Source organism: Brevibacterium casei CIP 102111, from assembly GCF_900169275.1.
Lineage (GTDB): Bacteria > Actinomycetota > Actinomycetes > Actinomycetales > Brevibacteriaceae > Brevibacterium > Brevibacterium casei.
On sequence record NZ_FXZC01000001.1, the window covers coordinates 313,945 to 328,254 of the forward strand.

Annotated in this window: 10 protein-coding genes; 5 read left to right on the forward strand and 5 right to left on the reverse strand. The window is 69.0% G+C overall.

Annotated elements, in window-relative coordinates:
* Positions 1-6: 6 nt before the first annotated feature.
* The gene (locus tag BC102111_RS01410; protein WP_101623422.1) at positions 7-633 is read right to left on the reverse strand and encodes an NUDIX hydrolase; all 627 of its coding nucleotides are present in this window, start codon (positions 631-633) and stop codon (positions 7-9) included.
* A 254-nt stretch (positions 634-887) separates the two neighbouring features.
* On the opposite strand from BC102111_RS01410, the gene cls reads away from it, so the two are divergent.
* Positions 888-2,375, forward strand: a complete 1,488-nt coding sequence (gene cls, locus BC102111_RS01415) for a cardiolipin synthase (RefSeq protein WP_009378721.1) — start codon at positions 888-890, stop codon at positions 2,373-2,375.
* 133 nt (positions 2,376-2,508) lie between these two features.
* Here cls and BC102111_RS17675 read toward each other — a convergent pair whose 3' ends face one another.
* Entirely contained in the window at positions 2,509-3,198 is a 690-nt protein-coding gene (locus tag BC102111_RS17675; protein WP_009378722.1) for a hypothetical protein, read from the reverse strand.
* 254 nt (positions 3,199-3,452) lie between these two features.
* Positions 3,453-4,472, reverse strand: coding sequence for an agmatine deiminase family protein (locus tag BC102111_RS01425; protein WP_009378724.1), 1,020 nt, complete (start codon positions 4,470-4,472; stop codon positions 3,453-3,455).
* A 234-nt stretch (positions 4,473-4,706) separates the two neighbouring features.
* Here BC102111_RS01425 and BC102111_RS01430 point away from each other — a divergent pair, with 234 nt between their 5' ends.
* The 3 genes from BC102111_RS01430 to BC102111_RS01440 all read left to right on the forward strand — a co-directional run bounded on the left by BC102111_RS01430 (position 4,707) and on the right by BC102111_RS01440 (position 8,020).
* Entirely contained in the window at positions 4,707-5,894 is a 1,188-nt protein-coding gene (locus BC102111_RS01430) for a CaiB/BaiF CoA transferase family protein (protein WP_009378725.1), read from the forward strand.
* Between the two features lie 145 nt (positions 5,895-6,039).
* Positions 6,040-6,813: a DUF5819 family protein gene (locus BC102111_RS01435; RefSeq protein ID WP_063249591.1), complete on the forward strand. Its 774-nt coding sequence runs from the start codon at positions 6,040-6,042 to the stop codon at positions 6,811-6,813.
* On the forward strand, positions 6,803-8,020 hold the full coding sequence (locus BC102111_RS01440; RefSeq protein ID WP_231882206.1) for an HTTM domain-containing protein: 1,218 nt from the start codon (positions 6,803-6,805) through the stop codon (positions 8,018-8,020). The genes BC102111_RS01435 and BC102111_RS01440 overlap by 11 nt, the downstream gene beginning before the upstream one ends.
* 293 nt (positions 8,021-8,313) lie before the next feature.
* Here BC102111_RS01440 and clpB read toward each other — a convergent pair whose 3' ends face one another.
* The gene (gene clpB, locus BC102111_RS01445; protein ID WP_009378729.1) at positions 8,314-10,920 is read right to left on the reverse strand and encodes an ATP-dependent chaperone ClpB; all 2,607 of its coding nucleotides are present in this window, start codon (positions 10,918-10,920) and stop codon (positions 8,314-8,316) included.
* Positions 10,921-11,534: 614 nt separating this feature from the next.
* Between clpB and BC102111_RS01455 the strand changes: the two genes are divergently transcribed.
* Positions 11,535-12,536, forward strand: a complete 1,002-nt coding sequence (locus tag BC102111_RS01455; RefSeq protein WP_231882208.1) for an NAD-dependent epimerase/dehydratase family protein — start codon at positions 11,535-11,537, stop codon at positions 12,534-12,536.
* A 65-nt stretch (positions 12,537-12,601) separates the two neighbouring features.
* Here BC102111_RS01455 and BC102111_RS01460 read toward each other — a convergent pair whose 3' ends face one another.
* Positions 12,602-14,290 (reverse strand): FAD-binding dehydrogenase, encoded by a 1,689-nt coding sequence (locus BC102111_RS01460; RefSeq protein ID WP_063249596.1) that lies wholly within the window; start codon positions 14,288-14,290, stop codon positions 12,602-12,604.
* Positions 14,291-14,310: the final 20 nt, after the last annotated feature.

Here is a 14,310-nt window from a genome sequence, read left to right on the forward strand (position 1 = left end):
CCGGTCTCAGTCGTCGCTGTGCCCCGGATGCTCGGGGCGGACGACCTCGATGCTCCGAGGCCCTGCGGTCACTGCCTCGACGGAACCGAGCTGGGCGAGCTCGCGGAGCAGAACGAAGGTGGGGCGCATGAGCTCGAGCTCTCCCGCCTCAGCTGAGGCGAGGATCGCCGCGACGGGCAGCCACTCGCTCCGATGCGCCTCCGTTGTGAGGTGGCGCGGAGCGGCGTCGGCGGAGACGACGTAGAAGTAGGTGTCGAAGCGCTTGGGCTGCCCGAGCGGGGTCACCCAGTTCGCCCACGGCCGCAGCAGTGCCGGGTCGAGCACGGCGCCGGTCTCCTCGGCGACCTCGCGCACAGCGGTGGCGAGGAGGACCCGCCAGCCGTCGGCCGCCTCGGCGATCGTCGAATCACTCCACGCCTCGAGGTGGAGGTCGGGATCGTCGACCTCGATGCTCTCAGCCCCCTGCCGGTCGATGGGGTCGACGCGCCCGCCGGGGAAGACGACGACGCCGGCGGCGAAGTCCATCGTCGTCACCCGGTGCTGGACGAAGGCCTCGAGCCCGGAGTCGCCGTCGCGGACCATGATCACGCTCACGGCGGGGCGGATGGGGACGGCGGTCGGATCGAAGCTCATGAGGACACCTTCGCACAGCGGTCGGACGGGTTTCCCCATTATCGCGGAACCGCCTCGGCGAGGGTGCGAGGGGCACCGCCACGGCGAAGGTGCAGGGCGGACATGTTGGGCACCGCCTCGGCGGCGGATCCTCCCGCGCCGACGGACCCGGCGGGGCCCGACACCGGGTGTGGCCGGGCGCGATACGATGAGGACGAACAGCGGTATCCCGGCTCCGACACCCGCGGAGGGCCGGAGGGACGAAAGCGAGCGGCGTGGAGATCTATCCCCTCTTCGCGATCGATCAGGGCTGGCCGGGCTGGCTGATCATCACCCTGATCCTGGTCGATCTGGTCATCCGCCTCGTCGCGCTCGGGTGGCTGCCGCACAACCGCCGACCGTCTGTGGCTCTGGGCTGGCTGCTCGCGATCTTCTTCATCCCCTACATCGGTCTCCTCGTCTTCCTCCTCCTCGGCTCGTCGAAGCTGCCCAAGCGCAGGCGGGACAAGCAGGCGCTCGTCAACGACATCATCCGCGAGGAGACGAACGACCAGGCGATCATCGGCGACCACGGCCACCTCTCCGAACCCCTCCTCACCTCCGCCCTGCTCAACTTCGACCTCGGCGCGCTGCCGATGACGCACGGGAACGCGTTCGAGCTCCACACGGACAACCACGAGTGCATGGATGCGATGGCCGATGCTGTCGATGCCGCGCGCTCGTTCGTCCACTTCGAGTTCTACATCGTCGCCATCGACGACACGACGAGGCGGCTCTTCGAATCGCTGCTCGCCGCCCACGCGCGCGGGGTGCGGGTGCGGATCCTCATCGACCACCTCGGGTCGATCGGCTATCCCGGGTACTCGGAACTCGTCAAACGTCTCGACTCCTCGGGGATCCCGTGGCGCCGCGCCCTGCCCATCCGCCCGTGGAGGGGCGAATACCAGCGCCCTGACCTCCGCAATCACCGCAAGATCCTCGTCGTCGACGGCACCGTCGCCTTCACCGGGTCGCAGAACATCATCGACCGCTCGTACAACAAGGCCCGCAACCTCCGCAAGGGCTTCCAGTGGAAGGACCTCATGCTCGAGTGCACGGGTCCCGTCGTCGACGAGCTCGATGCGGTGTTCACCACCGACTGGTACTCGGAGACGGACGAGCTCTTCGAGGAGGCGGCCCGGCTCGAGCTGCGGGCGCCTCAGCGCGGGGGAGCGCTCGCCCAGGTGGTGCCGTCGGGGCCGGGCTTCGACGACGAGAACAACCTGCGGCTGTTCAACCACCTCATCTACAACGCCAACCGCACCGTCGTCGTCTGCTCCCCGTATTTCGTGCCCGACGAATCGCTCCTCCATGCGCTGACGACCGAGTCGCGCTCAGGCGTCGACGTCCGCCTCTACGTCGGGGAGACGAGCGACCACTGGCTCACGCACCGCGCACAGCAGTCGTACTACGAGGAGCTCGTGCGCGCGGGGGTGCGGATCTTCATGTACCACGCCCCGACGGTGCTCCATTCGAAGTTCCTCCTCATCGACGACGACGTCTCGATCGTCGGGTCCTCGAACATGGACGAGCGGTCGTTCGCGATGAACCTCGAGGTGACGATGTTCATCGTCGATCGGGAGTTCACGTCCCGGATGTACGCGCTCGAGGCCGAGGAGTACGCCCCGAACTCCGTCGAACTCGATGCCGAGGAATGGAGCAGGCGGCCCCTGCGACGCAAGTACGCGGAGAACGTCGCGCGGCTGACGAGCTCCCTGCTCTGAGGGTCGGCGGACACTCACCGAGGAGCGGGTCCTCACCGAATGCGGTGCGGTCGGTCCTGCGGCCGGCACAGCCCCTGGACGACGACAGCGCCCGCCCCGTTCGGAGGCGGGCGCTGTCAGCGGCGGTGGGGACTCAGCGATTCGCCGAGGCGGCCGGCCCTTCGTCCTCGATCGACCGTGAGGGGTCGGTGATGACGTCCTCGGCCCGCTTCGGCGTCGGAGTCGGCTTGGGGCCCGGGGTGGGCGTGGGTGTCCCTGCCCGCGATGCGCCGGTCGCCGGTCCCGAGCCCGCGGTCGAACCGGGACCCGTCTTAGAACCGGTCGAACCGGGACCCGTCTTAGAACCGGTCGAACCGGGGCCCGTCGTCGAACTGGTCGAACCGGGACCCGCCGTCGAACCGGTCGAACCGGGACCCGTCGTCGAACGCGACGCTGCCGCACCGGTCGAGCCTGCTGCTGACCGGTTCGGTCCCGCGCTCGTCGCAGAACCGGTCGAACCGGAACCCGTCGCGGACCCGGTCGAGGCCGGCCCGGACCCGGTCGACCGCGGCCCGGTGCCCTGCGTGGCGTTCGCATCCTCGTCGCCGTCGAGCTCCTGCGCGGCGGCGGTGACCTTGTCGGTGGCCGTCTGGACGGCATCGGCGACAGCAGGAGCCTTCTCGCGGATCGACTGGTTGGCCTTCTCCACGGTCTCCTGGACCTTCGGGTCGGTCCACAGCTCCTGCAGCTGTGCCTTGAGCTTCTCGTAGCTCTGACGGCCGGTGCGTGAGCCGAGGATGTACCCGACTCCCAATCCGGCCAGGAGAATCAATCGCTTCTTCATGGTCGTGCTCTCCTCTGCTGCGTCGACTGCTGTGAGGGACGGAATGTGTCCTGGGACACCACCCTATACCGAGATTCTGGGCGAACGGTGATGTTCGACGACACCTCCCGACGAATTCGCCGTCGGCAAGTCACCTGATCGGAATCTCGGTGCCGCACGGACGTGTCTGGCCCGCCTCAGACTCGGCACCGAACCGCCCGGACGGCGCGAACGTCCGGGTTCTCAGTCTGCCGGGTCCTCAGCCCTCCGGCTACTCAGAGGCTCGGCTGCTGCTGAGTGATGCAGTGGATCCCACCGCCGCGGGCGTAGAGCTCGCGGGCGTCGACGCCGACGACGGTGCGACCGGGGTAGACGGTCTCGAGGATCGCCTTCGCCTCGGCGTCCATCGGGTCGTCGAACGTGCACGCGATGACCCCGCCGTTCGTGACGAGGTGGTTGACGTAGGAGTAGTCGACCCAGCCCTCGTCGTCCTTGAGGATCTCCGGCGCCGGGATCGGGACGACTTCGAAGGGCCGCCCATCGGCGGTCGTCTCGTTCGCGAACAGGGCCTTGACCTCTTCGCTGAGCGCATGGTCGGGATGCTCGGGATTGCGCTGGTCGTGGACGAGGACGACGCCGGGGCTCGGCATCGTCGCGACGATGTCGACATGCCCGCGGGTTCCGAAGGTCTGATTGTCCCGGTGGAGGCCGCGCTCGAGCCAGATGACCTTCTTCGCCCCGATCGTGCGAGCGAACTCGGCTTCGACGTCGGCCTCGGTGAGGCCGGGGTTGCGGCCCGGATCGAGCTGGACGCTGCGGGTGGCGAGCACCGTGCCCTGCCCGTCGACGTGGATCCCGCCGCCCTCGTTGCGCAGCGTCGAGGAGACGACGGGAACGTCGACCTGCTCGGCGACGAAGCGGCCGATGTGCTCATCGTTGTCCCACTTCGCCCAGTCCTGTCCGCCCCAGCCGTTGAACACCCAGTCGACGGCGGCGAGCCGGCCCTCGTCGTCGACGACGAAGGTCGGACCGATGTCGCGCATCCACGCATCGTCGAGTTGGGCGGTGACGATGTCGATGCCCTCGCCGAGGTGGCGGCGGGCGTGGTCGACCTGGTCCGGGGAGACGACGACGGTGACCGGGGTGAACTCGCTGGCCGCCTTCGCCACGGCCGCCCACGTGCTCCGCGCCGCCTCGGCGTCCTCCTCCGAGGCGCCCAAGGCGTAGCCGGAGGACGGGAACGCCATCCAGATGCGGTCGTGGGCGGCGGTCTCCGCCGGCATGTGGAACGTCATCGTCTGCCCCTTCGGTGGTGCTGGGATCCCCGCAGAGCGGCGGGGACCGGTGCTGGTCGTGCTCCTGAGTGTAACGAGCCGCGGGCGCGCCGGGGCAACGGATTCCGCACCGCAGGAAGGCCGCGACCTTCCGTATAGTCGGGGGAGGCAGGACGTCAGAGAGATCACACGATGGACGTGCGGGCCGCAGCGGGCAGCGAGGTCCGCTGCCTCCCGCACCGAAGGGAGTCACAGGTGGACGCCGAGGATCACGGGAGCACAGAGGGCGCCGAGGAGCTCTTCGCGCGGAGCGGGACCGGACCTCTGTCCGGGGTCCTCGTCGCCGACTTCTCCCGCGTGCTGGCCGGACCGTACGCGACGATGATGCTCGCCGACCTCGGCGCCACGGTCGTCAAGGTCGAGGGCAGGACTGGCGACGACACCCGGCACTGGGCACCGCCTCGGCGAGGGGAGGATGCGACGTACTTCCTCACGGCGAACCGGAACAAGCACTCCGTCGTCCTCGACTTCAAGGATCCCGAGGACCTCGCGCTCGCCCAGGAGCTCGCTCGGCGGGCCGACGTCCTCGTCGAGAACTTCAAGGCCGGAGGGCTGGCGAAGTACGGCCTCGACTACGAGACGGTGAGCGCGGAGAACCCGGGCGTCGTCTACGCCTCGGTCACCGGCTTCGGCCGGGACAACCCGCAGCCCGGCTACGACCTGCTCATCCAAGGGCTCTCAGGTTTCATGAGCGTCACCGGCACCGAGGAATCGGGCCCGGTCAAAGCCGGTGTCGCGATCGTCGACGTGTTCACCGGACTGCACACGACCGTCGGGATCCTCGCCGCCCTCGTCCACCGGCAGAACACGGGGCAGGGCCAGCTCGTCGAGACGAACCTGCTCTCCTCGGCGCTCTCGGGTCTGGCGAACCAGACCTCGGCCTACGTCGCCGGCGGGGTCACCCCGCGGGCGATGGGCAACGCCCATCCCAGCCTCTACCCGTACCAGCCGATGCCGACGAAGCAGGGCCAGATCATCATCGCGATCGGCAACGACGCCCAGTTCGCCCGCCTCGCCGAGGTGCTCGGCCACCCCGAATGGGCCGCCGACGACCGCTTCGCCCGGGCCGCGAACCGCAACGAGAACCGCAGCGAACTCGAGCCCCTCCTCGTCTCAGCACTCGCGGAGCGCACGAACCAGGAGTGGTTCGAGACGCTGACGGCGGCCGGGCTGCCGTGCGCGCCGATCAACACGATCGCTCAGGGCGTCGAGTTGGCCGCCCGGCTCGGCCTCGACCCCGTCGCCGACGCGGGGGCGGGGGAGCGGGTCATCCCCACCGTGGCCAACCCGATCCGGCTCTCGCAGACCCCGCCGAGCTACGATCTCGCCCCGCCGACGCTGGGGCAGAGCACCGATCTCGTCAAGGAGTGGCTGCGCGGCTGAGCCGTCCTTCCACGGTGATCGGCCGGTGCGTATCGGGCGAACTCGAGTAGCCTGGAGTCTGTGCGATTCCTGAATCGGAGGGCGCAGAGTCGCGCCCGGACGGCGATCGCACAACCGAACCTGTTGCCGACGACCCGGAACTGAGATGGACGAGAAGAAGACTCATCCCGCGCTCAAGCGGACGATCATGGTCATCGCCATGGCGCTGACCGGATTCCACCTGTTCGCCACCTTCCTCTGGATCGCTCCGTCCTCGGCCCTGCGCGAGGTCATCCCCGGGGACCTCCTCTCGAAGTACATGATCCCGATGTGGGGGCAGTCGTGGAGCGTCTTCGCCCCCGAGCCGATCAACGGCGACTACTACTTCGATGTCCGTGCCGTCGTCTCCACCCCCGACGGCGGCGAGGAGACGACCGACTGGGTCCGCGCCACCGATGTCGAACTCGACCATTCGACGTACAAGCTCTTCCCTCCGCGCTCGGCCGGTCTCGCGATCGGGGTGGCCTCGGACCTCAAGGGGTCGTGGGAGGAGCTCAGCGACGACCACAAGTCGATCGTCGCGCTCGACTACTTCAAGGGCGACGACTCCGTCGATCGTCTCGAGGCCAAGCTGTCGGAGTACGACGACCCCGACGGTGCGGTCTCGAGCTACCTCGAGGACGAAGAGGTCGCCACCCGGTACGCGACACAAGTCGCGCTCGCCGTCTGGGGAGAGGACGTCCAGCGGGTGCAGTACCAGGCCGCCCGGCAGAATGTCGTGCCCTTCGCCAAACGCAACGACAAGGACGCAGAGCGACCCGCGATCCAGCCGGTGCCCGTCGGCTGGAGGGCCCTGTCGTTCGCCGAGAACCAGTCGAACGAGGAGTTCGCGCAGTACTTCTGCGCCTCGGACACAGTGAGGTGCGTCAGTGAGCAGTGAGAAGGACATGACGGTCTCCGCGCGGGTCGTCGCGGCACTCGGACGCGGCTGGAACCGCCTCGAGGAGCTGCTCACCGGCCGCTACCACGCGACCTACGGGCTCGCGGTCACCCGCATCCTCATGGGGATCACGGGGCTCGGGCTGCTGCTGACGAACTTCGCGGCCCGCAACTACGCCTTCGGAGTCGGAGCGGCGTGGAACGGGGAGATCGCCCAGCCGAAGAGCGACTTCCCGAACATCTGGCTCTTCTCCCTCTTCCACCGGGCGGTGACGAACCCGCCGCTCTACACGGCGATGATCATCGGGCTGGCGATCCTCGCCGTCACCGTCATCCTCGGGTGGCGCACGCGCATCATCCTGCCGTTCTACCTCATCCTCTGGGTGAGCTTCATCGAACTCAACGACAGCGCCGGCGACCAGGGCGACAACGCGTACCGGATGTTCCTCATCGCCCTCCTCTTCGCCGACACGACCAGGCGCTGGTCGCTCGATGCGCGCAGGCGCCGGAGGCACGGGACCGACCTCGGACCCGAGGACGGACCGTGGTACCTCATCATGGCCAACAACCTCGCGATCGTCGTCCTCGCCTTCCAGGTGTGCGCGATCTACATGTCCGGTGCCCTCTACAAGGCGGGCGGCACCGCATGGCAGCACGGCTTCGCCGTCTACAATCCGCTCCAGACCCAGCAGTTCGGCACCTGGCCCGTGCTCTCCGACCTCGTCACCGCATGGGGGCCGGGAGTCGTCGTCATCTCGTGGGGGTCGATCCTCTTCCAGAGCGCGTTCCCGTTCATGCTCTTCAACCGGTGGACGCGGGCGATCGCGCTCGTCGGCATCCTCTCCTTCCACCTCGGCATCGCGCTGCTCATGGGCCTGCCGTGGTTCTCTCTGACGATGATCGCCGTCGACGCGATCTTCATCAAAGATCGCAGCTTCGAACGATTCAGCGCATTCCTCCGCCGCTGGTGGTCCTCGACCCGCGGAGGTGCCGCGCAAGCCGACGGTGCCGCACGCGAGTCCGTTTCCGCCGGGGTCGGTGCTGGGGCTGGTGCTCGTGCTGGGGTCGGCAGTGGGGCCGCCGACGGTGCGGGCGGTGCCGGCGGTGCGGGGACGGGCGGTGCCGACAGCGCTGGGACGAGTCGGGATCAGGTTCCCGAGGCGCCGCGGCCCGACGCCGCTTCGAAGGCCGATCGCGCCACCGACTGACCGGCCACGGCGCTCCCGGAGGAGGATCCGGTGCGAATGCAGGCCGGATTTCGCACCGGATCCGCCTCGGGGAGGCACCCGCCGCAGGCAGGCACGCGTCTCACGAGGCACCCGTCTCGGTCGGGCTCGTGCTCGCCCCACCTGCCGGCCCTCGACACGCACTCACCCGAGCCGCTCACGTCCCCGGACACACTGAAGGAGGGGCGACCATGATGGTCGCCCCTCCTTCGGATGAGCAGTCTGCCGGATGAGCAGTCGGCTTGATGAGCAGTCGGCCGCTCAGCCCGGATGCCTCACTGCTTGGCCTGGAGCTCCAGACCCGTCGTGTCGGCGTGCTCGGGCATCGTGACGAGGACCGTGTCCCCGTCCTGGATGTCGCCGGCAAGCATCTTCCGCGCCAGCTTGTCCCCGATCTCGCGCTGGACGAGACGGCGCAGAGGCCTCGCACCGTAGGCCGGATCGTAGCCTTCGAGCGCGAGCCAGTCCTTGGCCTCCTGGGTCACGTCGAGGGTGATCCGACGATCCGCGAGGCGCTTGTCCATGCTCTTGATCTGCAGGTCGACGATCGAGGTGAGCTCGTCGTTGCTCAGCGCGTCGAAGAGCACGATGTCGTCGAGCCGGTTGAGGAACTCGGGCTTGAACGCCGAGGCGACGACGTCCATGACCGCATCCTTCTGCTCCTGCGCCGTCATCGCCTGATCGACGAGGAACTGGGAACCGAGGTTCGAGGTGAGGATGAGGATCGTGTTCCGGAAGTCGACCGTGCGGCCCTGACCATCCGTGAGACGACCGTCGTCGAGGACCTGGAGGAGGATGTCGAAGACGCTCGGATGCGCCTTCTCCACCTCGTCGAGGAGGACGACGGAGTACGGACGCCGACGCACCGCCTCGGTGAGCTGACCGCCCTCGTCGTAGCCGACGTATCCCGGGGGAGCACCGACGAGGCGGGAGACCGTGTGCTTCTCCCCGTACTCGCTCATGTCGATGCGGATGAGGGCCTTCTCGTCGTCGAAGAGGAAGTCCGCGAGTGATTTCGCAAGCTCCGTCTTGCCGACGCCGGTCGGTCCGAGGAAGAGGAACGACCCGGTCGGCCGGTCGGGATCGGAGACCCCGGCCCGGGAGCGGCGGATCGCATCGGAGACCGCGGCAACGGCATCCTTCTGCCCGATGAGGCGCTTGCCGAGCTCGTTCTCCGCCCCGAGCAGCTTCTCGACCTCGCCCTGCATGAGGCGTCCGGCGGGGATGCCCGTCCACGACGCCACCACCTCGGCGATGTCGTTGGCCGTGACCTTGTCGCTGACCATCGGATCGCTGGTCTGGCCGGCGTCGGCCTCTGCCTCCTCGGCCTCGGCCTCGGCGATCTCCTTCTGCACCGCGGGGATCTCCCCGTAGAGCAGACGCGACGCCGTCTCGAGGTCCGTGTCGCGCTGGGCCTTCTCTGCCTGCGAGCGCAGTTCGTCGAGCTTCGTCTTCAGCTCGCCGACCCGGTTGAGGCCGGCCCGCTGGGACTCCCACGTCGCCTCGAGGCCGCGGAGGTTCTCCTCTTTGTCCGCGAGGTCGGCGCGCAGGTTGCTCAGCCGCTCCTGGGAGGCGGAGTCGGTCTCCTTCGACAGGGCCATCTCCTCCATCTTCAGGCGGTCGACGGCACGGCGCAGCTCGTCGATCTCCGCCGGAGCCGAGTCGATCTCCATGCGCAGCCGTGATGCCGCTTCGTCGACGAGGTCGATCGCCTTGTCCGGCAGCTGCCTGCCGGTGATGTACCGGTTCGACAGGCCGGCTGCGGCGACGAGGGCGCCGTCGTTGATCGAGACCTTGTGGTGCGCTTCGTAGCGCTCCTTGAGTCCGCGGAGGATCGCGATGGTGTCTTCGACGCTCGGTTCGCCGACGAACACCTGCTGGAAGCGGCGTTCGAGCGCCGGGTCCTTCTCGATGTTCTCGCGGTACTCATCGAGCGTGGTCGCGCCGATGAGCCGCAGCTCGCCGCGGGCGAGCATCGGCTTGAGCATGTTGCCGGCATCCATCGAGGAGTCCCCGCCGGCTCCGGCCCCGACGATCGTGTGGAGCTCGTCGATGAACGTGATGATCTGGCCGTCGGCGTTCTTGATCTCCTCGAGGACCGCCTTGAGGCGCTCCTCGAACTCACCGCGGTACTTCGCTCCGGCCACCATGGCCGAGAGGTCGAGGCTGATGAGCGTCTTGTCCCGCAGGGACTCGGGCACGTCGCCGGCGACGATGCGCTGGGCGAGGCCCTCGACGACGGCGGTCTTGCCGACGCCGGGCTCGCCGATGAGGACGGGGTTGTTCTTCGTCCGGCGCGAGAGCACCTGGATGACCCGGCGCACCTCCTTGTCACGGCCGATGACCGGGTCGAGCTTGCCTTCGCGGGCGGCTGCGGTGAGGTCGATGCCGAACTTCTCGAGCGACTGCATCGTGTCCTCGGGGTTCTCCGAGGTGACCTTCTTGCCGCCGCGCAGCTCCGGCAGGGCGGCGAGCAGCGCATCGCGGCTCGCGCCGTTGCTGCGCAGGGCATCGCCCGAGCCGTCGTGCATCGCGGCTGCCGCGAGCAGGAGGTGCTCGGTGGAGACGTACTGGTCGCCGAGCGCCGTCATCTCCTCCTGGGCGAGGTTCATCATCTCGAGGCCGGCGCGCGAGAGGCTCGGCTGCGAGACGGACTGACCGCTGACTGTGGGGAATCCGCCGATCACGGCGTCGACGGCGGTGAGAACAGACTGGCGGTCGGCACCGACCTTGGCCAGCAGGTTCGAGGCGAGGGAATCCGGCTGCTCGAGCAGCGCCGCGACGAGGTGGGCCGGTTCGATCTGGTTGTTGTGGCGCGCGACGACGTCGTTGACCGCCGCCTGCAGCGCCTCTCGTGACTTGGTCGTCATCTGTGCGTCCATGCGCATCTCCTTCAACTGGTGTGTGTGACTTCTCTTCGTTCCAACACCTCAAAAGTTGAGTCTATTCCACTCAACTTTGGTTTTCGAGGGGGAATTGTCGCCGAGATCAGGGTTGCACCACCGCCTCGACGCCGAGGCGGTGGATGGTCGCGGGGTCCGCCCGGGCGGAGATGGCGGCGCCAGGTTGGGCGGTGATGGCGGGGCCCGGCCGGGCGGTGAAGGCAACGTCCGGCTGGGCGGTGAGGGCGGAGGGGGAGAGAGGGTGCCGGCGCGGTGGTCCGGGCCGCGCGTGGATCCCGGCGGCCTTCGTCGCAGCCCCGTGGCCGATGGTCGTGTGCGGCGGCGTCATCGGCGGCTCCTGATTCCAGGCGACTGGGGACAAGGGCGGTTACAGCTGAGGCAATTGTATTCTCACGATGAGGTCTTGTGGGGAACGATTTCTGCGGGCCCGACGCGGCCGAGTCCGTGTGGTCGGTTACAGTTGCCTTAGGCAAGGCAGTGTTCCGTGTGCAGCGGACTCCCCCTGACCGATGCCGATCCGGCCATGCTCGACATGCCGCAGGGGGATGCGCGCACCCGGGATCGGTGAGAGCGGGAAAGAGCGAGGAGCGGCCGTGGCGATAGTGGTGACCGGGGCGAGCGGCTTCATCGGCGGTGCCATCGCCCGTGCCCTGGCGACCCGTGATGAACCGGTCTACGCCCTGTGCCGACGGGATCCGCAGATCCCGGGCGTGAACTTCCACGAATGGGACATCCGGCAGGAGGCGCCGGCCCCGATCCGCTCTCTGGCGAAGAAGGTCACCGCCGTCTTCCACTGTGCCGGCATCCACGACGTCACCGCAGCCTACGACGACTTCTACGACGTGCGTGTCACCGGCACCCGCAACGTCCTCGACGCCTTCGAGGACGCGAGGATCGTTCACCTGTCCTCGACGACCGTCTACTCACCGACGGCCCCGCACACCGACCTCTGGGAGGAAGCGGGTCCGAAGGACCCGAGCGAGTACCACGACGACTACGCGAAGACCCATGTGCTCGCCGAGCAGCTGGTCACCCGCATCCGTCCCGACGCCGCGATCCTCCGCCCCGCCGCCGTCTACGGCCCGAACGAGACGATGTTCATGCCCAGCCTGCGCTGCTTCGCACGCAAAGGGGTCCTCACCCTGCCCGGCGGCGGTCGGCAGAAAATGACCCTGACGGCGATCGACAACCTCGTCCGGGCCGCACTCGCGTGTCTCGACGTGCCCAAGGCCTCGGGGCCGTTCAACATCGGCGACCCGATCCCCTACCGCCTCAAGGACGCGGTGGCCACACATTTCGCCCGCATGGGCTACGACCCCGTCGTCATCGAGGCGATCGCCAAGGACAAGGCGCTCGTGGCCGCGAAGGTGGGACTCAAGGTGAAGTCGCTGTTCCGGCGCGGAGACAGCGCCCGGCTGTTCCTCGTCGAATACCTCCAGCACGACCGCACGTACAACCTCACCCGCCAGCAGCGGGTGCTCGGGATCTCGACGACCCAGTACCTCACCCCGTCGCGCCTCCAGCGCCCCGCCGGACCCGTCTCGGGCGCCGAGGCGACCGCTCCCGACGCGGAGAACCCCGGCCCCGCCGCCTGAGCCGACGCCTCCCGGCCCCGCCGCCTGAGCCGCACACTGTCATCCAGCCTGAGGCCGCCGAAGCCCTACCGCGGCCGTGCGGCCACGGCACGACCGGCGCGGAGTCCCGAGAAGATGCACCCGCCGAGGAACGTCCCCTCGAGCGCGTTGTACCCGTGCATTCCGCCGCCGCCGAACCCGGCGACCTCACCGGCGGCGAAGAGACCCGGGATCGGCTCACCGCCGGAGTCGAGGACCTGGGCGTCGAGGTCCGTCTCGAGCCCTCCGAGGGTCTTGCGCGAGAGGATTCCCAACCGGACGGCGATGAGCGGTCCGTGCGCGGGGTCGAGGATCGCATGCGGGCGCTGGACCCGCACGATCCGATCGCCGAGGTAGCGCCGGGCCCGGTGGATCGCCTGCACCTGCGGATCCCGGGGGTCGGCGTCCCCGATCTCCCGGTCCCGGGCTGCGATCTGCGCGACGAGGTCATCGTGGTCGATGACCGGGCCCCGGGAGCGGGCATTCATCCCCGCGACGAGCTCCTCGGTGGTCTCGGCGACGACGAAGTCGGACCCGAACCGGGTGAACGCCTCGACGGGGGCGGGAGCATCGGAGGAGCGCACGCGGTCGAGGGTGACCCGGATGTCCTTGAGCGTGAGGTCGGGGTTCTGCTCGGAGCCCGAGAGCGCGAACTCCTTGCGGATGATCGAGGCGTTGAGGACGAACCACGAGTAGTCGTGCCTGGTGCTCAGGATCGCGGCCATCGTCCGGTTCGTGTCGAATCCCGGGTAGTTCGGGGCGGGCAGACGCTGCCCGGCGGCGTCGAACCACAGCGAGGAGGGGCCGGGGATGATGCGGATCCCGTGGCCCGGCCAGATCGGGTTCCAGTTCTCGATGCCCTCGGTGTACGCCCAGATCCGGTCCCGGTTGATCAGACTCGCCCCCGCCGCCTCGGCGATGCCGAGCATCCGCCCGTCGACATGGGCGGGCACGCCCGCGAGCATCCGGTCGGGGAACGGGCCGAGGCGCTCGGTCGGCCAGAACCTGCGCATCGTCTCGAAGCTGTGCCCGATCCCGCCGCTGGTGACGATGACGGCCGGGGCACGGAACTCGAAGTCGTCGACCTCCTCCCGGTTCGAGGCGATCCCGCGCGCCGTCGGGCTCGGTGCGAGCACCCGTCCGCGCACGCCGACGACGCCGCGGTCGTCGGTGAGCAGCTCATCGACCCGGTGACGGAAGCGGAAGTCGACCCGGCCGGCCGCCTCGGCGGCTTCGACGGGCTCCCGGAAGATCCGCACGACCTCGGGACCGGTGCCCCACGTGAGGTGGAAGCGGGGCACGGAGTTCCCGTGGTCGGTGGGGTCTGTGCCGCCGCGTTCGGCCCACCCGACGATCGGGGTCAGCCGCAGCCCGAGGCCGTGGAGGTAGTCCCGCTTCTCCCCGGCTGCGAAGTCGAGGTAGGCATCGGCCCACTTCCGCGGCCAGCGGTCCTCCTCCCGGTCGAACCCCGCCGAGGCGGCCCAGTCGGAGCGGGCGAGGTCGAGGGAGTCCCGCACTCCCAGGCGACGCTGTTCGGGGGAGTCGACGAGGAAGAGCCCGCCGAGGGACCAGAACGCCTGCCCGCCGAGGCAGGCCCGGTTCTCCTGGTCGACGATGAGGACGCTCCTGCCCGCACGGGTGAGCTCAAAGGCGGCGACGAGGCCGGCCAGTCCCGCCCCGACGATGATCGCGTCGGGGGCAGGGGGCGTGCCGGTGCCGGCAGGGGCGGTGTCCATCGTCGACTCCTTCGTCGCAG